At 71.9% G+C, this 17,427-nt stretch carries 21 protein-coding genes; 9 read left to right on the top strand and 12 right to left on the bottom strand.

Features of this window, described 5'->3' with window-relative positions:
• Nucleotides 1-14: 14 nt before the first annotated feature.
• Nucleotides 15-791 carry an arsenite methyltransferase gene (arsM, locus tag ACWCPM_RS00820; RefSeq protein ID WP_450973958.1) on the bottom strand — a complete coding sequence of 259 codons (777 nt, stop codon included), beginning with the start codon at nucleotides 789-791 and terminating at the stop codon, nucleotides 15-17.
• Between the two features lie 104 nt (nucleotides 792-895).
• Between arsM and ACWCPM_RS00815 the strand changes: the two genes are divergently transcribed.
• The 5 genes from ACWCPM_RS00815 (at nucleotide 896) to ACWCPM_RS00795 (ending at nucleotide 4,018) form a co-directional block, all read left to right on the top strand.
• Nucleotides 896-1,273: an ArsR/SmtB family transcription factor gene (locus tag ACWCPM_RS00815; protein ID WP_450973957.1), complete on the top strand. Its 378-nt coding sequence runs from the start codon at nucleotides 896-898 to the stop codon at nucleotides 1,271-1,273.
• Nucleotides 1,270-2,010 carry an aquaporin gene (locus ACWCPM_RS00810; protein ID WP_450973956.1) on the top strand — a complete coding sequence of 247 codons (741 nt, stop codon included), beginning with the start codon at nucleotides 1,270-1,272 and terminating at the stop codon, nucleotides 2,008-2,010. Before ACWCPM_RS00815 ends, ACWCPM_RS00810 begins: the two co-directional genes overlap by 4 nt.
• 24 nt (nucleotides 2,011-2,034) lie before the next feature.
• Complete coding sequence (locus ACWCPM_RS00805) at nucleotides 2,035-2,457, top strand: arsenate reductase ArsC (protein ID WP_450973955.1); 423 nt, start codon at nucleotides 2,035-2,037, stop codon at nucleotides 2,455-2,457.
• 230 nt (nucleotides 2,458-2,687) lie between these two features.
• A complete protein-coding gene (ribB, locus tag ACWCPM_RS00800; RefSeq protein ID WP_450973954.1) occupies nucleotides 2,688-3,326 on the top strand; it encodes a 3,4-dihydroxy-2-butanone-4-phosphate synthase in 639 nt (212 codons plus the stop codon).
• A complete protein-coding gene (locus ACWCPM_RS00795; protein ID WP_450973953.1) occupies nucleotides 3,326-4,018 on the top strand; it encodes an HAD family hydrolase in 693 nt (230 codons plus the stop codon). The genes ribB and ACWCPM_RS00795 overlap by 1 nt, the downstream gene beginning before the upstream one ends.
• A gap of 151 nt (nucleotides 4,019-4,169) precedes the next feature.
• Here the strand turns inward: ACWCPM_RS00795 and ACWCPM_RS00790 are convergent, their stop codons facing one another.
• From ACWCPM_RS00790 to ACWCPM_RS00740, 11 genes are read right to left on the bottom strand one after another with little or no spacing between them, the layout of a single operon-like run.
• Nucleotides 4,170-5,297, bottom strand: a complete 1,128-nt coding sequence (locus ACWCPM_RS00790) for a PP2C family protein-serine/threonine phosphatase (RefSeq protein WP_450973952.1) — start codon at nucleotides 5,295-5,297, stop codon at nucleotides 4,170-4,172.
• A gap of 42 nt (nucleotides 5,298-5,339) precedes the next feature.
• On the bottom strand, nucleotides 5,340-5,762 hold the full coding sequence (locus ACWCPM_RS00785) for a gas vesicle protein K (RefSeq protein ID WP_450973951.1): 423 nt from the start codon (nucleotides 5,760-5,762) through the stop codon (nucleotides 5,340-5,342).
• Complete coding sequence (locus ACWCPM_RS00780) at nucleotides 5,746-6,015, bottom strand: gas vesicle protein (protein ID WP_450973950.1); 270 nt, start codon at nucleotides 6,013-6,015, stop codon at nucleotides 5,746-5,748. Before ACWCPM_RS00780 ends, ACWCPM_RS00785 begins: the two co-directional genes overlap by 17 nt.
• Nucleotides 6,012-6,884 (bottom strand): GvpL/GvpF family gas vesicle protein, encoded by an 873-nt coding sequence (locus tag ACWCPM_RS00775; RefSeq protein WP_450973949.1) that lies wholly within the window; start codon nucleotides 6,882-6,884, stop codon nucleotides 6,012-6,014. The genes ACWCPM_RS00780 and ACWCPM_RS00775 overlap by 4 nt, the downstream gene beginning before the upstream one ends.
• 3 nt (nucleotides 6,885-6,887) lie before the next feature.
• Nucleotides 6,888-7,451, bottom strand: coding sequence for a gas vesicle protein (locus ACWCPM_RS00770; RefSeq protein WP_450973948.1), 564 nt, complete (start codon nucleotides 7,449-7,451; stop codon nucleotides 6,888-6,890).
• Nucleotides 7,452-7,493: 42 nt separating this feature from the next.
• Entirely contained in the window at nucleotides 7,494-8,672 is a 1,179-nt protein-coding gene (locus ACWCPM_RS00765; RefSeq protein WP_450973947.1) for an SRPBCC family protein, read from the bottom strand.
• Nucleotides 8,665-9,141 (bottom strand): hypothetical protein, encoded by a 477-nt coding sequence (locus tag ACWCPM_RS00760; protein ID WP_450973946.1) that lies wholly within the window; start codon nucleotides 9,139-9,141, stop codon nucleotides 8,665-8,667. The genes ACWCPM_RS00765 and ACWCPM_RS00760 overlap by 8 nt, the downstream gene beginning before the upstream one ends.
• Entirely contained in the window at nucleotides 9,138-9,392 is a 255-nt protein-coding gene (locus tag ACWCPM_RS00755; RefSeq protein WP_450973945.1) for a gas vesicle protein GvpG, read from the bottom strand. The genes ACWCPM_RS00760 and ACWCPM_RS00755 overlap by 4 nt, the downstream gene beginning before the upstream one ends.
• A 42-nt stretch (nucleotides 9,393-9,434) precedes the next feature.
• Nucleotides 9,435-10,148 (bottom strand): GvpL/GvpF family gas vesicle protein, encoded by a 714-nt coding sequence (locus ACWCPM_RS00750; protein ID WP_450973944.1) that lies wholly within the window; start codon nucleotides 10,146-10,148, stop codon nucleotides 9,435-9,437.
• 3 nt (nucleotides 10,149-10,151) lie between these two features.
• Nucleotides 10,152-10,616 carry a gas vesicle protein GvpJ gene (gene gvpJ, locus ACWCPM_RS00745; RefSeq protein WP_450974087.1) on the bottom strand — a complete coding sequence of 155 codons (465 nt, stop codon included), beginning with the start codon at nucleotides 10,614-10,616 and terminating at the stop codon, nucleotides 10,152-10,154.
• A gap of 5 nt (nucleotides 10,617-10,621) precedes the next feature.
• Nucleotides 10,622-10,930, bottom strand: coding sequence for a gas vesicle protein GvpO (locus tag ACWCPM_RS00740; protein ID WP_450973943.1), 309 nt, complete (start codon nucleotides 10,928-10,930; stop codon nucleotides 10,622-10,624).
• Between the two features lie 337 nt (nucleotides 10,931-11,267).
• Here ACWCPM_RS00740 and ACWCPM_RS00735 point away from each other — a divergent pair, with 337 nt between their 5' ends.
• From ACWCPM_RS00735 to rpmA, 4 genes are all read left to right on the top strand, one after another.
• A complete protein-coding gene (locus tag ACWCPM_RS00735) occupies nucleotides 11,268-12,017 on the top strand; it encodes a TIGR03936 family radical SAM-associated protein (protein ID WP_450973942.1) in 750 nt (249 codons plus the stop codon).
• A 248-nt stretch (nucleotides 12,018-12,265) separates the two neighbouring features.
• Nucleotides 12,266-16,504, top strand: a complete 4,239-nt coding sequence (locus ACWCPM_RS00730) for an Rne/Rng family ribonuclease (protein WP_450973941.1) — start codon at nucleotides 12,266-12,268, stop codon at nucleotides 16,502-16,504.
• A 237-nt stretch (nucleotides 16,505-16,741) separates the two neighbouring features.
• A complete protein-coding gene (rplU, locus tag ACWCPM_RS00725) occupies nucleotides 16,742-17,062 on the top strand; it encodes a 50S ribosomal protein L21 (RefSeq protein WP_007381993.1) in 321 nt (106 codons plus the stop codon).
• 14 nt (nucleotides 17,063-17,076) lie between these two features.
• Complete coding sequence (gene rpmA, locus ACWCPM_RS00720) at nucleotides 17,077-17,331, top strand: 50S ribosomal protein L27 (protein WP_365448950.1); 255 nt, start codon at nucleotides 17,077-17,079, stop codon at nucleotides 17,329-17,331.
• Nucleotides 17,332-17,427 lie beyond the last annotated feature (96 nt).

The following is a 17,427-nucleotide window of genomic DNA, read 5'->3' as shown; positions in this document are numbered from 1 at the left end:
ACGTGTCCGGGGTGTCAGTCCCCGAAGCCCTGGCCGCGGCCGGATGCCGCCTTCGTCGCACGGACGATCGCGGAGTGCATGCCCTCGGCCACCGTGTGCGTCGGAATGATCTCGACGTCCGAGAACCCGGCCGCTTCCAGACCCGCGCGGTACTCCTCGAAGGAGAGAGCCCCCGCGAGGCACTCCATGTGGTTGCCGCGCTCCCTGCGCCGGGCCGGGGTCAGTGAGTCCTCGGCGACGACGTCGGACACGCGGATCCTGCCGCCCGGCTTGAGCACCCGGTAGGTCTCGGCGAAGACGGCGGGCTTGTCGGTGGACAGGTTGATCACGCAGTGGGAGATCACGACGTCGAGGGTGCTCGCGGGCAGCGGAATCGCCTCGATCGTGCCCTTGAGGAACACCACGTTCGTCGCGCCGGCCTTCTCGGCGGTCGTGATGGCGAGGGCGAGCATCTCGTCGGTCATGTCGAGCCCGTACGCCGTGCCGGTGGGGCCCACGCGGCGGGCCGAGAGCAGGACGTCGATGCCGCCGCCCGAGCCGAGATCGAGGACGCTCTCACCCTCGCGCAGACCGGCGACGGCGGTGGGGTTCCCGCAGCCGAGGGAGGCGGCCACGGCCTCGGCCGGCAGGGTCTCGCGCTCGTCGGCGGCGTACAGGGCCGAGCCGAAGTTCTCGCCGGCCTCGACGGGTAGGGGTCCGCAGCACACGAAGCCGCCTTCGGTGACCTGCACGGCTGCTGCCGCGTAGCGCTCGCGGACGGCTTCCCGTGGGTCGGTGGACTGATCGGACATGGATCGCTCCTGGGTGAGCGGGCGTGGCGCTGCTCTGAACGGCTTGTATCGACGTTTGTTGAATCAACCTTGCGACTTGGATCGAAAGGCGTCAACATAGAAGCATGTCGAATCAGGGGCTGAAGATCCTCGGCCAGGACGATGAAGACGATTGCTGCGCAGGGCTCGCGGCAGCGCCTCTGGAAGAAGAGCAGGCGGCCGACCTGGCGAAGCTCTTCAAAGCCCTGGGTGATCCGGTGCGTCTCCGACTGATGTCGATGATCGCTTCACGAGAGGGCGGCGAGGTGTGCGTCTGCGAGCTGACCCCCGCCTTCGACCTGTCCCAGCCGACGATCTCGCACCACTTGAAGCTGCTCCGGCAGGCGGGCCTCATCGACTGCGAACGTCGTGGCACCTGGGTCTACTACTGGGTTCTGCCGGCCGCCCTCGACCGCCTGGCCGGGTTCCTGGCCATGCCGCGGGCGGCAAGGGCTTCCCTGTGAGCGCGCCGCTCGTCCGTCGTGTCGCGGCTGAGGCGGTGGGGACCGCGGCCCTGGTGGCGGTGGTCGTCGGCTCCGGTATCCAGGCGACACGACTCTCAGGTGACATGGGGGTCCAGCTGCTGGCCAACTCGATCTCCACGGTCCTCGGTCTGGCCGTGCTGATCGCACTCCTCGGGCCGGTCTCCGGCGCGCACTTCAACCCGGCGGTCACCCTGGCGGCTTGGTTCACCGGTCGTCAGAGCGGGGACGGGCCGAGTCCGCGGGAGGTGGCCGCGTATGTCCCGGCGCAGATGGTGGGTGCCGTCGCCGGCGCTGTCCTGGCCGACGCGATGTTCGCCGAACCTCTGGTGAGGTGGTCCACCCACGACCGCTTCGCCGGGCACCTGTGGCTGGGGGAGGCGGTGGCGACCGCCGGACTGGTTCTGCTGGTCTTCGGTCTGAACCGGACGGGCCACGGGCGATTCGCCCCGGTGGCCGTGGCCTCCTACATCGGGGCCGCCTACTGGTTCACCTCCTCCACCTCCTTCGCCAATCCGGCGGTGACCGTCGGCCGGACGTTCACCGACACTTTCGCCGGGATCGCGCCCACCTCCGTCGCGCCGTTCATAGCGGCTCAGCTGGTGGGGGCCGCCGTCGGCCTCGGTCTGGTCGCGCTGGTGTTCGGGCCCGCCGCTTCCGTCGGGACGGAGGCCGTCGTGCCGCAGGACGGCACCGCTCCCGCCGTATCTCCTCGCTGAACCGTCTTCCAAGGAACCTCCGTCATGAGCGAATCCACTCCTCGCCCCTCCGTTCTGTTCGTCTGCGTCCACAACGCGGGGCGTTCCCAGATGGCCGCCGCCTTCCTCACCCACCTCGCAGGGGAGGGGGTGGAGGTCCGCTCGGCCGGCTCCGCCCCTGCCGACACGGTCAATCCGGCGGTCGTGGAGGCGATGGACGAAGTCGGCATCGACATCTCCGCGGAGACGCCGAAGATCCTGACGGTCGAAGCCGTCCAGGCGTCCGATGTCGTCATCACGATGGGATGCGGCGACACGTGTCCCGTCTTCCCGGGGAAGCGGTACCTCGACTGGCGACTCGACGATCCGGCCGGCCAGGGTGTCGAGGCTGTTCGTCAGATCCGCGACCAGATCGATCGGCGCGTCCGCGACCTGCTGGACGACCTGGTCGGTGAGCGCCGCTCGTGAGTGCGGCGTCGGCGCGGTGGGCCGGCGCGTCCTGAGAGCCCCTTCCCGGGCGGGAGGGGGCTTCTCGGTGTGCGCAGGGGGTGCGCCCGGCGTGGGCCGGGGGCGTTCTCGTGAGGCCGCAGTGATTCGTGCGCCGCCGTGGGATTCCTCAAGTGCGCAGGTGGGGCCACCGATTGATCCAGCAGGAACGTTGAGTCAGGAAAGGGCTGGTTCCTGTGACATCAGTTTCGGTGCCGCGTCCGGATGCGGACTTCGGCACGGTGGCGGCCGCCATCGAGGAGTTGCGGGCGGGCCGGCCCGTGATCGTGGTGGACGACGCGGATCGTGAGGACGAGGGCGATCTCGTCATGGCGGCGCAGTTCGCGACCGCCGAGGCGCTGGGCTTCTTCGTGCGCTGGACCAGTGGGCTCATCTGCGTGCCCATGGCGCCCGAGGTCGCGGACCGGCTGGACTTGCCGCTGATGGTGCCGGCTGCCTGTGGTGTGGAGGCGACGGCGTACACCGTCTCTGTGGACGCGGTCGGAGTGGGCTCGGGGATCTCGGCCGCGGACCGCGCGCTGACCGTCCGGACGCTGGCCGAACCCGGCTGCCGTCCGGACCGGCTGCTGCGCCCCGGGCACGTGTTCCCCCTGCGTGCCCGTGCAGGGGGGATCAGCGAGCGGCGTGGGCACACGGAGGCGGCTGTCGATCTCATGCGTCTTGCCGGGCTGACCCCGGTCGCCGTGCTCAGTGAGGTCTGTGAGGACGACGGTTCGGTGGCTCGGCCGGAGCGGCTGCGGGCGTTCGCGGACGAACACGGGCTGGTGCTGCTGTCGATCGAGCAGTTGTCGGGGGCGCTGCCGCGGCGTCCGGATGCGACCTCGGTGTGATGCCGGTGCGGCGGGCGACGGTCTTCGACCTCGACGACACATTGATCGACAGCGGTGCGGCGTGGGGGCGGGTGTGCGCCGCCTTCACCGCACGTCATGGATACCGGTGGGAGGCCCAGGACGACGCGGCGCTGCACGGCAACGGCGGGTGGGCGTCGTATGTGGCGGGGCTGTGCCGTGGCGCGGTGAGCAGCGCCGAGGTGGTGGACACGTGCACCGCCGCGATGGTCGGCGAATGTGCCGCGGGGCGTGTGCGCGCGCTTCCTGGCGCGGTGGAGCTGGTGCGCGCGGCGGGACGGTACGGGCTGGTCGGTGTGGCCACCGCCAGTCCCCGGCGGTTCGTGCTGGCGGTCCTCGGGGGGCTGGGTCTGGCCGGGGAGATGAGCGCCGTGGTGTGCGGGGAGGACGCGGTGCGGGTCAAGCCCGCGCCGGACCCGTATCTGCGTGCGGCGGCCGGGCTGGGCCTGCCGCCGGAGCGGTGTCTGGCGGTCGAGGACTCTCCCGGTGGCATCCGCTCGGCCGCGGCCGCGGGGATGACCGTCCTCGCCGTCCCTCGCGCGGGGACGGAGCTGGCCGCCGACGTGGCCGCGCTGGCCGCCGCGCGGGCCGTCAGCGCGGTCGACGCCGTGGGCCTGCTGCCCGGGTTGCTCGCGGCCCGGCCGGCGCCGCTGGTGCACGGAGGCGCTCCGTAGGGCACCGGTCGGCCGCGGGCCGAGAACGGCCGGAGGCGTACAGGTGTTGTGGCCACGGACATTCCGCCCCGGGACGGAATGTCCGTGGCAGGGCGTCCGTGGTCGGTTACGGGAAATCTGTCGTCCAAAGCGGGGAACCGGCCGCCGTGGCTCAGATCTCGATCCGGTCGGCGAGGATCATCGCGACGTCGTCCGTCAGGTCGTCCCCGGTGTGCTGGAGCAGTGCCGCGTGCAGGTGCTCCAGGAACGCCTGAGGGGAGGTGTCCGGGCGTATTTTCTCCATGGTCTGCGGCAGGGCGAAGAATTCGCCGTCCCGGTCGCGCGCCTCGATCACGCCGTCGGTGTAGAGCAGCAGGCGGTCGCCGGGGACGAAGGGATAGCTCTCCGGCTTGACGGCGAGGTCGGGCGTGAGGTCCTCGAAGCCGAGCGGCGGCACGGGCGTGGGCGGCATCAGCGGTGTCGCTCTGCCCCGGTGCAGCAGGAGCGGCGGCGGGTGCCCCCGGTTGATCAGGTGCACCACCGGCTCGTCCGGCGGCACCTGCGCGACGAGCGCCGTGACGAACCCCTCCAGCGCCACCGCCTCCTCGTAGGCGTGCGGCACGGCGGCCTCCCGGTCCCGTGCGGCGGCGCAGCGGTTCATGACCTCGGCCAGTTCGTCCTCGTAGTACACCGCTTCCCGGAACGCGCCCAGCACCACGGCGACGGCTCGCACCGCGGACAGCCCCTTGCCCCGTACGTCCCCCACGATCATGCGGACCCCGTACGGGGTCTCCACGGCCTCGTACAGATCGCCGCCCACCCGCGCCCCGGTACCGGCAGCCAGGCACAGGCTTCCGGCCGCCACGGGCCCCAGTCGTGCGGGCACGGGTCTCAGTACGACGTCCTGGGCCGCGATGGCGATTTTGCGGACCTGGTCGAGTTCCTTCTCCCGGCGCGTCTGTACGGCGCCGCTCGCTATCAGGCCGGCCACGGAGACCAGGCCGAGCGCCAGGAAGTTGGTGTAGACCTGCAAGGTCTCCCATGCGTCGTTGTAGGTCGCGGTGGTCACGCTGATCGCCAGTGCCAGAGTGGCGGCCGCGGCGGTGCCCTTGGGTCCCATCGTCACGGCGGCCAGCGCCGGGACCGCCGTCAGGAGAGGCCCCGTGTACATGAACTGCGCGGGCGTGAACTCGATGACCAGCACGGCGAGTGCGATCAGGAAGGGCACGCACTGCAGCAGGGTGAAAAGGACCCGGCCGCGTGCTCCTGGCCGCGGGGGTGAGCGCCAGAGCGACTTCATGCACCAAGCGTGCCTTGCCGAGGCGTTCGGCTCCACTCGCGCTCAGGGCGGCGGTGGCGGCAGGAGGGGGCCCAGGGGGCCCAGATCGAGGTTGAGGTCGTCCATGGTGAGGTCGTAGCGGCGGCACAGTTCGGTCATGCGGTCGTGGAGGATCATCAGCGTCAGGCCCAGCCGCTCCTCCTGCTGCTCGGTGAGGCCGCCCTGGTCGACGCGGTGCAGGGCCTGGCGCTCCATGAGCTGGCGGATCAGCTCCACGATCGTGAGCACGAGTTTGACCAGATCGCGCTCCACCGTCTCCGGGTCGGTCCGTAGGCGGTGGGCGGTCGGGGAGCCGCCTTCACCGTCGTCCAGGGGCGGTGGCACCTCGTCCGGCCGTGCCGGGAGCAGGGCGAACGCGCGTGCGGCGGCGTCGGCCACCTCGTCCAGGCGGCCGGGGCCGGGCGTGCGGTCAGCGGGGTGCGTCATGGCCGGCACCGCCGCCCTCGGCTTCGGTGAGCGTCTCCGCCGCGGGAGGCGCGGGCGCCGGGAGCACGACGTCCCACTGCTGTTCCTGAACGGCGACGATCACCGCACGCAGCGAGATTCTCACCAGGTCGATGTCCGCGATCGACAGGACGATGTCACCGGTGAGCACCACTCCGCCGCTCAGCAGCCGGTCGAGCAGGTCGATCAGGGCCACCTGGCGCTGGGCGAGCGGGGGATCCTCGTAGGCGGTCACCGGTGCCGCGCCTCCTGCGGGGCGGTGGCGCCGGGGGCGTCGGCATGGCTCTCCGGTGTCTGAGTCCTCGCCGCCTCGGTCTCCGGCACCTGGGCGAACGAGTACGGCACCCAGGGCCCGGTGATCTCGACGCGTACGCCCGGGAGTCCTTCCGAGGCGTCCAGGACGCGCTCGCGGAAGTCCTCGCCCCGGTCGCGCGGGACGAGATAGGCGTCGTTGGCGATGTTCTCCCCGGACGTGCCGGCCAGGCGGCCCTGTTGCGGGCGGTGCCGGGCGCGGGCCACGGCGAGGGTCCCGGCCTGCCCCTCGATACGGCGGACGGCCTCAGTGGCGGACGACCAGGCGTCCTCACGCGCGTGCCGCTGCTGCCTGCGCTGCCGCAGATAGGCGCGACCGGGATCGGGTTCCTCCGCGGCGCCGTCCGGGGGAGGGGGCGCGGTCGGCGCGGCGGCTGGGGAGGAGGTGTCGGCGTAGACCTTCACGCCCCATTCGACATGGTCGGCGAGCCGGTCCAGGAGAGCGGTGAGGGTGAGTTCCCGCTCGGCGAGCATGTCGCGGACCCGGGTGTCGTCGAGGTACACCGTCGCCAGCCGCAGCGGCAGCACGGTGCCGTGGGTGCCCAGCGCCTCGACCACGTGGTGGTGGGCGCGGGCCACGTTCTCCAACCAGTCCAGGTCCTCCAGATGGGCCTTGAGGGCGGCTTCGGAGAAGTCCTCCCCGGGCACCGGGCTGACGGCCGCGGCCAGTTGGCCGTGGTGCACCAACGCGACAGGCGCGTCCGAGACCCCGTGGACGCCGGTGATCGCGTCGTGCGCGCGGGAGGCGCCGGGGCGCAGCACGCCGTACACGTAGCTGAGTCGGTCGTCCATGGGTCAACTCCGGCCGTCGTCGTCCTCGGCGGTCATGCGCCGCCTGCGCCGGGGCTCGGCGCCGGGGTCGCGGTCCTGATCATGGTTTTGATCACGGTCGCCGCCGCGCTCACGGTCGCCGCCGCGCTCACGGTCGCGCTCACGGTCACGGTCGCGCTCACGGTCGCCGCCGCGCTCACGGTCGCGAGCTCGGCGGTGGCTGCCGGTGGTGCCCTCCGGCAGTTCCGCCGACTCCGCCACGCGCCGGCGCAGCTGCGTGACCTCGTCGCGCAGACGGGCGTTCTGTTCTTCGAGGTCGCGGGTGCCGTCGGCGCGGGACGACAGGGCAGGGTCGCGCTCCCACCAGTCGATGCCGATCTCCTTGGCCTTGTCCACCGAGGTGACCAGCAGGCGGAGCCGGATGGTGAGCAGCTCGATGTCGAGCAGGTCGATCTTGATGTCGCCGACGATGACGATGCCTTTGTCGAGCACGCGTTCGAGTATGTCGGCGAGGTTGGCACTGGTTCCCTGGTTGTACGGCTGAAGCGTCCGCGCGGGGGAGGGGCCGGCACGTGGGGGCTCGGTCACGGCGTCCTGACCTCGTTCCTGGAAGCGGCACGGCGCCGCCGGCTACCTGCTGCGGCTGCGACGGCTCTCGGCCGGGGGCTTCTCGTCGCGTCCCTCGGGCTCTTCGTCCTCCTCGTAGGCGTCCGACTCCTCGTCGTAGTCGTCGTAGGCGGCGTCCTCTTTGTCGTCCTTTGCGTTCTTCCGGCTGTCCTCGTCGGCCTCGTCGCCCTCGCCGCCCGAGCGGGGCTCGCCCTGGGACCGGCCCTCGTCCTCGTCCCGCACGTCGTAGCGGTCCTCGGGCTGCGGCTCGGCCTCCTCGTCCTCGAATGCTTCGGAGTCCTCGGCGTCCGCCTCGTCGCGGGGGTGCTCCTGCTCCTGCCCGCGGGCCTCGCGTCCTTCTCCCTCCGCCTCCTCGTCCGGGCCGCTGACCACCTCCCCCTCGCGGATCTCCCCACGCCGGCTGCCCGTGGCCTCGCCGCGCAGCATCACGAACTTGCGGAAGAGCTTCAGATCGAGCCGGGTGCGGCGGCCCTGGGCCCGCCAGACGTTGGTGGTCTTCTCGACGAGTCCCTTGGGGAAGTAGTCCAGGACCAGCAGGACCTTGGTGAGGTTCTCGCCCACCGGGTGGAAGGTGACCACACCCCGCGTGGTGCCCTGGGCGCCCTCGGAGGTCCACGCGATGCGTTCGTCGGGTACCTGCTCGGTGATCGTCCCGGTCCATGCCCGGCTCGCCTTGGCGATCTTGACCTGCCGCTGGGTCGTGGTGTCGTCCTTCTGCTCCACGCCGACGACGCCTTTGGAGAACCGGCCGAACTCCGTGAACTGCGTCCACTGGTCGTACGCCTCGCGCACCGGGACGCCGATGTCGATGTCCTCGATGATGGTCATGCTCCGGCCTCCGCCACCGTGCGACGCCCCGTGCCGGTGCCCGGCGGCCTCCTTGATCATGTCCGTGACGGTGTGCGTGGCGTGCGCGGCGGTGTCCTTGGCCTGGGAGGCGACCTGCCCGCCGAGCAGTTTGCCGCCCTTGCCCAGGACATGCACGAGAGGGCCGGGCCCCACGTGCGCGGAGCCGATCCGGGCCGCCGCGTCGCCCATCTTGTGTCCCACGCCGGTCAGCATGTGTTCCATGCGGGCCTCGGCGTAGTTGCCCAGTTCCTCCATCAGTTTGTTGGCGCCAGGGCTCTTCAGGAGTCCCGTACCCCCCTGTGAGCCGCCTCCGGACGTCTTGCTGTCAGTCATCGTCCGACTCCCTCACTCGCGAGGAACCGCCCGACCTGGAGGACGTCCCGCGCGACGCCCCGCTGCCGGCCTTCGGCTGCGACGAGGGCCGGTGTGCCGTCTTCTTGGCCCTGGGCCGTTCCCGCTCCTCCTCGTGTTCCTCGCGCAGCTCCTCCGGCTCGTCCCCCTCGGCCTTGCGGTGCCCGTTGTGTCCCTGCAGTCCGGTGGTGCGCTGGTGCAGGGCGTCGGCCAGGTGACCGGCCTGGGCGTTCATGACGGAGCCCACCGCGGCCTTGGTGGCACCGGCCAGTTCGTCGCGGGCCTGCCTGTTGAGGTTGCCGAGCACGGGCGCGAGGATCTCGGCGAGATCGCCGGCCTTCGCCCGTTTCACGGCGACCGCCATGGCCAGTCCGAGGACGCCCTTGAGGTTCTTCTTGCGGCCCATCAGATAGCCGCCGACGAGGGCGGCTGCGATCTTGGCGTTGCTCATGATGCCGACCTTCCGAGCTGGTACAGCCGGATCTCCTCCAGCCGCCCCAGCAGTTGCTCCTCGCGTGCCGCGAAGTCCTCCTCGTCGATACGGCCCTCCGTGCGAGCCCGCTCCAGGTCGGCGAGCGCCGCCTGGATCGGGGTGGGGTCGTAGTACTCGTTCTCCGCGGCCTGAACGACCTTGTCGAGCACCCAGCCCACGCCTCGCACCGGAGCGAAGGGCAGAGCCAGGGCCTCGAAGACCAGTCCCACGGTGCCTCCTTGTGTCGTGCGGCCGGGTGCCGTCGATGAGTGTCAGGCGAAGCTGTAGGGCGGCAGCGGACCGCGCAGCCGTAGCTCGGCTCCCTCCGGCAGTTGCCCGGTGAGCTCCCCGCAGGCGTCGGTGAACTCCTGGGACCTCTCGTCGTCCACCAGGAACGAGGCGTTGACGAAGTACTGCTCCGAGGACGGTGACAGGCTCTCCGCCTGAACGAACGGCCGCAGCGCGGTCACGACCCGGGTCGCGAGCGCCTCCTCACGGCCCTGCACCTCCTGGGCCACGAGCTGCCCGAGTTCCATCCGCTCCTCGGGTCGTCCGCCGCCCTCGCGGGTCGCCTCGTTCAGTGCCCGTATCCGGTCGGAGTCCTCGACGATCCGGCGCAGCAGCGCGTCCTCGTCCTGCACGCCCTTGACGTTGAACTCCACCCGGTCGGCGAGTTCGGCCAACCGCTGGGCGTATTGCTCGGCGCCCTGCTCCAGGACGAGACGTACGGCTTCGTCGTCCTGGGCGACGAACCCGAAACCCAGCGGCAGCGAGGTGCCGTCGGACCACAGCCGCTCCTGCACGGTGTTGTGCGCCTCCAGGTCCCTGCGGGCGACCGACAGCTCGGCGGGGGCCTCGCTGACCACCGCGCACAGCGAGTCGCCGTGCACCACCCGCAGTTCGGAATCCGCCTCGCCGACGCCCTTGAGGCCGTCGAGGCGCAGCGGATGCGATGCCTCGGTGATGGCGTAGACGTACAGGGACATCGCTCACTCCTCGGAGTCCTCGGAGGAACGCCGTCCGGATCCCCGCTCGGCGGGCCGGCGTTCCCGCTCCCGCCGCTCACCCCTGCCGCGCCGGCTTCGTTCCCCGCTCTCGCTCTCGTCGCCGCCGCCCTGGAGGGACTCCGTGAAGGCTTCCACGGCACCGGTCAGCGCGCCCTTGGTCTTGCCCTTGGCGCCGCCCTCGGTGACGCGTTCCATCACGTCGGGCAGCTGGGCCGGGGCCTTGCGGCCCGCTTCCAGGTCCAGCCGGTTGCATGCCTCGGCGAAGCGCAGATACGTGTCCACGCTGGCCACGACGATGCGGGCGTCGATCTTGGCTATCTCGATGCCGACCAGGGAGACGCGGACGAACGCGTCGATCACCAGACCGCGGTCCAGGACCAACTCCAGTACGTCGTAGAGGTTTCCGGAGCCCGAACTGGGGGCGGCCACCCCGCCGCCGCCCGGCATCACAGTCACGATCTGCTCCCTTCGCTCCGGTCGAGTTGGGCACGCGTGTAGCGGCGCCCGCGTCGGTACGCCAGCAGTTGGCCGGCCGGGTCCATCGCGACCTCGTAGCTGGCCATCACGCTCGTGGTCTCGGGGATGCGCTCCAGCTCGACCACCTCGACCTCGGCCTCCCAGCCGTCGTCCGTCGGCTTCAGCGCGGAGACGGACTCGGGTCGCCGTCCGAGCAGCTCCGCGAGCTGTTCGGACGCCTGCCGCATCGCTTCGGGGGCCGAGACTCTCTCGTTGTCGGGCATATCATCACCAACTAGTGTCATTCACCCGTGTCTCCCAAAATCTCCGCCTGTATCGCTCCGGTCAGCAGGTTTTCGGGCACGGGGTGCGTCCGGGGCCGCAGCCGCCGGCGTCCACCGATACATGGATCCGGAAGAACCGCCAGTTCAGCCGCTACCTGGCGGGGTGCCTCACGGGTCGCGAACCGCGTTCCGGCGCGGGTGGTGTGCTCGGCGCGCCCCGTCATCCCGCAATGGGTCGTCCCGGCGGGAACCTCCGGCCGTCGGGACACGTACTCTTGGTAGCAGTACGACCGCTCTCACGAAGGATTGAACGACACTGGGCAAGCGACAGCCCGAAGGCCCGCCGCCGGCACCCGCGGTGCAGCGCGTCCGACTGCGTTACACCAAGCGCGGCCGCCTCCGGTTCACCAGCCACCGTGATTTCCAGCGCGCCTTCGAGCGTGCGCTGCGCCGCGCCGAGGTGCCCATGGCGTACTCGGCGGGGTTCACCCCGCACCCGAAGGTGTCGTACGCCAATGCCGCACCCACCGGCACGGGCAGTGAGGCCGAGTACCTGGAGATCGCCCTCACCGCGCCGCGCGATCCGGAGAAGCTCCGGATCCTGCTCGACGAGTCGCTGCCCACCGGCCTCGACATCGTCGACGCCGTCGAGGCCCGTACGCCGGGGCTCGCCGACCGGCTGACGGCCTCCGTCTGGGAGCTGCGCCTGACCGGCGTGGACCCGGCCGAGGCCGCGCGCGCCGTGGCGGCGTTCACCGCCGCCGAGACCGTCGAGGTCCAGCGGCAGACGAAGAACGGCGTCCGTACGTTCGACGCCCGCCCGGCCGTCGTGAGCCTCGAAAGCCATGACAGCCCCGCGGCCTCGGAAACGCAGCTTCCGCAGGCTGATAGGCCGACCGACCAGCCCTGTGCGATACTGCGGCTGGTTGTTCGGCACGTGACGCCTGCCGTACGACCCGACGACGTCCTGTCCGGTCTTCGCGCCGTGGCCGACCTGGCGCCGCCGGTCCCCGCAGCGGTGACCAGGCTGGCGCAGGGGCTGTTCGATGAAGAGACCGGCACGGTGACAGACCCGCTCGCGCCTGATCGCGAGGCGGGTCCCGCGTAGGACGCACGTCGTAGCGCCGCCCTTGTACTCGGGAGCCACCTGGGTCGGGCAGCACACCGACCAGAAGACTTTCGCCAGGCCGTACGCAACATGGCGTACGGAACCGGCGAGACAGGACAACAGAGAGCTCCCGTGCGGCGCCCGCGCCCCGGACGGCGGCAGTCGCGCATCGCGCGACCCGCGGACGTCACCGGCACCACTGCCGGACCAGGTGCGGCGCCCGGGAGCCTGACGGGAGAAACGCCCGCATGCTCGAGCCGATCGAACCCGCCGAGGGTTCCGAACTCAATACACCCAGCGACACTCTGCCGCCGCGTCGTCGGCGCCGTGCCGCATCCCGACCGGCGGGTCCGCCCGTCGCCGGGTCCGAGACGCCCGCGGAGGCGGTGGAGCCGGCCATACCGGCCGCCGACACCGCAGGGCTCGCCCCGGACGACCTGTCCTTCGCGGACTCCGCGGACTCCGAGGAGGCCGGGGACGTCGAAGAGGCGCTCGAGGCGTCCGGGACCGAAGAGGTCACCGGCACCGTCGAGGCCGTCGAGGAGACCGGCACCCCCGAGGAAGCCGCGCCCGCCGGGCGTCCGCGTCGCCGTGCCACTCGTCGGGCGTCCGCGCCCGTGGGTGCGCCGGTGTCCGTCGAGGACGCCGAGACCGTGGTGCCGGCCGCCACTCCCGCCGCCGAGCCGGTGGACGAGAGCCCGGTCGCCCCTGTCGTCGACGAGCCCGCCGGGCGTCCGCGCCGCCGTGCCACACGTCGGGCGTCCGCGCCCGTGGGTGCGCCGGCGTCCGTCGAGGACGCCGAGACCGTGGTGCCGGCCACCGCCGTGTCTGTGAGCGCCGAGGCGCCCGCCGCTGCCGCCGGCGAGGAGCCCGCGCCCGTCGAGGACGCCGCGCCCGCCGGGCGTACGCGTCGCCGGGCGACCCGCCGGGTGTCCACGCCCGCGGAGGCCCCGGCGACCGCCGAGACCGTGCGGCAGGAAGAGGCCGTGCCCGACGCCGGGACGTTCGCGGCGGAGGAGCAGCACGAGGAGCCCGAGGCGGCCGACGAAGCCGCTCCGCGCCGTGCCCGTCGCCGGGCCACGCGCCGGGTGACGGCGCCCGCCGGGACGACCGCCGGCGTGGTGGACGAGGCCGTCGCGACCGACGCCGAGCAGGCCGTCGAGGCCGACGCCGAGCAGGCATCCGACGAGGCGGCCGAGCCGCGCCGTACGCGCCGTCGGCGGGGTGCCGCCGCCGAGGTGCCCGCGGAGACCGCCGTCGCGCCGTCCGCGGTGACCGAGCGGACCGAGGAGCCCGCCGTGACCGGGTTCACGGAGACCGACACCGAGGCCGCCGACCAGGGCGGTGCGAGCCGTCGGGCGCGGCGCCGGGTGGTGCGCAAGGCCGCGACCGGCTTCGCCGCACCCGCGCAGTCCGGCGCCGGCGAGGGCGACTCGCGGCGTCCGCCGGCGCGGCCCGCCGTCGCGGTGTTCCAGCCGCCGGTGTTCACCGAGCCCAGGTTCCAGACGCCCGAGCGGGCCGCCGCCGAAGCCGCCGCCGAGGCGGCGGATGAGGCACCCGAGGCCGAGGAGTTCCCCGAGGAGCCCACCGGGTCGCGGCGTCGCCGCCGGCGCCGGGGCGCCGGCCCCGCGGAGGAGTACGGGACGCAGGCCGTCGAGACCACCGGCGACGACGACTCGGAGGAGTTCGACGAGGGCGCCGAGCACGCCGTCGAGGACGACGAGGGCGAGGAGACCGGGTCCCGTCGCCGTCGTCGCCGCGGTGGCCGTCGCCGCCGTCGGGGCGAGTCCGGCGACTTCGCGGACGGTGACGTCGACGAGCTCGCCGCCGAGCAGGCCGCGCAGGACACCGAGGACACCGCCGAGCAGATCGAGGAGGACGCCGACGACGACGAAGGGGCCGTCGGGGACTCCGGGGGCTCGTCGTCCAGCCGTCGTCGCCGTCGCCGTCGCCGCCGGGCCGGTGACAGCGGTCAGGACGCCGAGTCGTCCGCCGACGACCCCGAGCGCACGGTCGTCAAGGTCCGCGAGCCGCGGCCCGCGCGGGAGAAGGGCGAGCCGTCCGACGAGGTGCAGTCCATCAAGGGCTCCACGCGTCTGGAGGCGAAGAAGCAGCGCCGTCGTGAGGGCCGTGAGCAGGGCCGCCGCCGGGTGCCGATCATCACCGAAGCCGAGTTCCTGGCCCGGCGCGAGGCCGTCGAGCGTGTGATGGTCGTCCGCCAGCACGGCGACCGTACGCAGATCGGCGTCCTGGAGGACGGCGTGCTCGTCGAGCACTACGTCAACAAGGAGCAGTCGACCTCGTACGTCGGCAACGTCTACCTCGGCAAGGTGCAGAACGTGCTGCCGTCGATGGAGGCCGCCTTCATCGACATCGGCAAGGGCCGCAACGCGGTCCTGTACGCCGGCGAGGTCAACTTCGAGGCGCTGGGCATGGCCAACGGGCCGCGCCGCATCGAGGCCGCCCTGAAGTCCGGCCAGTCCGTGCTCGTGCAGGTCACCAAGGACCCGATCGGGCACAAGGGCGCACGTCTGACCAGCCAGGTCTCCCTCCCGGGCCGCTACCTCGTGTACGTCCCCGAGGGCTCGATGACCGGTATCAGCCGCAAGCTGCCCGACACCGAGCGGTCCCGGCTGAAGACCATCCTCAAGAAGATCGTCCCCGAGGACGCGGGCGTCATCGTGCGCACCGCCGCCGAGGGCGCGAGCGAGGACGAGCTGCGCCGCGACGTCGAGCGGCTCCAGGCGCAGTGGGAGGAGATCCAGAAGAAGGCCAAGAGCGGCAACGCGCCGACTCTGCTGTACGGCGAGCCGGACATGACCGTCCGTGTCGTGCGCGACATCTTCAACGAGGACTTCTCCAAGGTCGTCGTCAGCGGCGAGGACGCCTGGGGCACCATCCACGGCTACGTCTCGCACGTCGCGCCCGACCTCGCCCAGCGGCTGTCGAAGTGGACCTCCGAGGTCGACGTCTTCGCCACGTACCGGATCGACGAGCAGCTCGCCAAGGCGCTGGACCGCAAGGTCTGGCTGCCCAGCGGCGGTTCGCTGGTGATCGACCGGACCGAGGCGATGATCGTCGTCGACGTCAACACCGGCAAGTTCACCGGCCAGGGCGGCAACCTGGAGGAGACGGTCACCAGGAACAACCTGGAGGCGGCCGAGGAGATCGTCCGTCAGCTGCGGCTGCGCGACCTCGGCGGCATCATCGTCATCGACTTCATCGACATGGTGCTGGAGTCCAACCGGGATCTGGTGCTGCGGCGCCTGCTGGAGTGCCTGGGCCGGGACCGGACGAAGCACCAGGTCGCCGAGGTGACCTCGCTGGGCCTGGTCCAGATGACCCGCAAGCGGGTCGGCCAGGGCCTGCTGGAGTCGTTCTCCGAGACCTGCGTCCACTGCAACGGGCGCGGCGTCGTCCTGCACCTGGACCAGCCGACCGCGAACGGCGGTGGCGGCAAGCGTAAGAAGCGCGCCCGTGCCGGTGGCGAGCACCCCGAGCACACGCACGACGAGATCGCCGGCGCGACCGTCGAGGAGGAGGCGGAGACCGAGTCCGAGGTCGCCGCCGAGGTCGCGGAGCCGGTGGCCCTGGCGTCGCCGGAGTTCGCGCCGGACGAGGAGCTGTACAGCAGCGTCGCCGAGGCCGAGGCCGCCGCGTCGCGCGGTCGTTCGCGCCGCCGGTCGAGCCGTCGGGCGTCCGCCCCGGCGGGCGCGCCCGCGCCGAAGGCGGGGACCGAGCCGCGGGTTCCCACGGCTCAGGACGTGACGGTCGAGGAGGAGGCCGCGCGCCCGGTGCAGCCGGAGCCGGCCGCCGCGGCGCACGCCGAGCCGGTCGCCGTCGAGGACCCGGTGGTCGAGTCGGCCCCGGTGGAGGTTCCCGTCGAGGACGCCGCCCCCCAGGGCCGTACGCGCCGGCGCGTCACCCGCAAGGTGAGCGCACCGGCCGGTGCGCCCGCGTCGGCTTCGGCCGGGACGGCCGTGGTGACGGTCGCCGAGACCGCGCCGACCGTCACGGAGACGCCGGAGCCGGTGGAGGCCGCGCAGCAGGTGGAGGCCGAGGTGCCCGCACCGGTGCGTCAGCGTCGCCGCGCGGTGCGCAAGGCCACCGCGCCGACCGCGTCCGAGGAGACGGCCGTGCTGGTCGTCCCGTCGGCGGAGCCGGTCGCGGAGCAGGCCGCCCACGAGGCCGAGCAGGTTCTCGTGGAGGCCCGGGAGGCCGCCGCCGAGGCGGTCGCCGAGGACGACGAGTCCGCTCCGGCCAGGAAGACGGCCCGCAAGACGGCGAAGAAGGCCACGGCGAAGAAGGCCGCCACCAAGAAGACCGCGGCCAAGAAGACGGTCGCGAAGAAGGCGACGGCCAAGAAGGCGGCGGTGAAGTCCGCCACCAAGGTGACCGCCGCCAAGGCCGCCAAGGCGACGTCGAAGAAGACGGCGGCGGCCGAGCAGTCCCAGCCGACCGTGTCGGTCTCGACCGACGAAGGCTGACGCCGCGGGCGGGGTGGGCGTCCGGGTGACCGGCCGCACACCCCGCCCGACGGGGCCCGGTTTGACCCCCTCGGCCACCGCCCCGTAACCTTGACCGTCGGCGTGTCCATTGAACACGCCACATCCCCGTAAACCCTCTTCCTCCCGGGCACTCGGTTGGCCGGGAGAGGCTTCCGGTCTGTACTTCGGTCGCTGGACTGCGGGGGTGCCGTTCCCGAGCGAGAGAGTGAGATCCGCGTGTACGCCATCGTGCGCAGCGGTGGCCGCCAGCACAAGGTTGCTGTCGGTGACATCGTTGAGGTTGACAAGATTTCCACTGCCAAGGTTGGCGACACGGTCGAGCTCTCGACCCTGCTCGTTGTCGACGGCGACGCTGTGACCAGCGACCCGTGGGTCCTGGCCGGCATCAAGGTCCAGGCCGAGGTCGTGGACCACCACAAGGGCGTCAAGATCGACATCCTTCGCTACAAGAACAAGACCGGCTACCGCCGTCGTCAGGGCCACCGCCAGCAGTACACGGCGATCAAGGTCACTGAGATCCCCGCGGCTGCGAAGTAAGGGACTGAGGAGAGATGGCACACAAGAAGGGCGCATCGTCCACCCGTAACGGTCGTGACTCCAACGCTCAGCGCCTCGGCGTGAAGCGGTTCGGCGGTCAGGTCGTGAGCGCGGGCGAGATCCTGGTCCGCCAGCGTGGCACGCACTTCCACCCCGGCGCCGGCGTCGGCCGTGGCGGCGACGACACGCTGTTCGCGCTGCAGGCCGGTTCGGTGGAGTTCGGTACCCACCGTGGCCGCAAGGTCGTGAACATCGTTCCGGTCGCCTGATCGGAAGCTTTCGCGAGGCGGGCCTCACTTCCCTCCGGGGAAGCGGGTCCGCCTTTCGCGTGTTGCACAAGAGACATTCCCGTACGTAACTGGAGG

This window comes from Streptomyces sp. NPDC002309, assembly GCF_053593375.1.
The sequence above is the reverse complement of the archived record's forward strand: the minus strand, read 5'-3'. Positions and strand labels throughout refer to the sequence as shown.

Coding starts and splice junctions, on each gene's coding strand:
- arsM (WP_450973958.1), bottom strand. CDS start 791: ATGTCCGATCAGTCCACCGACCCACGGGAAGCCGTCCGCGAGCGCTAC.
- ACWCPM_RS00815 (WP_450973957.1), top strand. CDS start 896: ATGTCGAATCAGGGGCTGAAGATCCTCGGCCAGGACGATGAAGACGAT.
- ACWCPM_RS00805 (WP_450973955.1), top strand. CDS start 2,035: ATGAGCGAATCCACTCCTCGCCCCTCCGTTCTGTTCGTCTGCGTCCAC.
- ACWCPM_RS00795 (WP_450973953.1), top strand. CDS start 3,326: ATGCCGGTGCGGCGGGCGACGGTCTTCGACCTCGACGACACATTGATC.
- ACWCPM_RS00790 (WP_450973952.1), bottom strand. CDS start 5,297: ATGAAGTCGCTCTGGCGCTCACCCCCGCGGCCAGGAGCACGCGGCCGG.
- ACWCPM_RS00785 (WP_450973951.1), bottom strand. CDS start 5,762: ATGACGCACCCCGCTGACCGCACGCCCGGCCCCGGCCGCCTGGACGAG.
- ACWCPM_RS00775 (WP_450973949.1), bottom strand. CDS start 6,884: ATGGACGACCGACTCAGCTACGTGTACGGCGTGCTGCGCCCCGGCGCC.
- ACWCPM_RS00765 (WP_450973947.1), bottom strand. CDS start 8,672: ATGACTGACAGCAAGACGTCCGGAGGCGGCTCACAGGGGGGTACGGGA.
- ACWCPM_RS00760 (WP_450973946.1), bottom strand. CDS start 9,141: ATGAGCAACGCCAAGATCGCAGCCGCCCTCGTCGGCGGCTATCTGATG.
- ACWCPM_RS00750 (WP_450973944.1), bottom strand. CDS start 10,148: ATGTCCCTGTACGTCTACGCCATCACCGAGGCATCGCATCCGCTGCGC.
- gvpJ (WP_450974087.1), bottom strand. CDS start 10,616: ATGCCGGGCGGCGGCGGGGTGGCCGCCCCCAGTTCGGGCTCCGGAAAC.
- ACWCPM_RS00740 (WP_450973943.1), bottom strand. CDS start 10,930: ATGACACTAGTTGGTGATGATATGCCCGACAACGAGAGAGTCTCGGCC.
- ACWCPM_RS00730 (WP_450973941.1), top strand. CDS start 12,266: ATGCTCGAGCCGATCGAACCCGCCGAGGGTTCCGAACTCAATACACCC.
- rpmA (WP_365448950.1), top strand. CDS start 17,077: ATGGCACACAAGAAGGGCGCATCGTCCACCCGTAACGGTCGTGACTCC.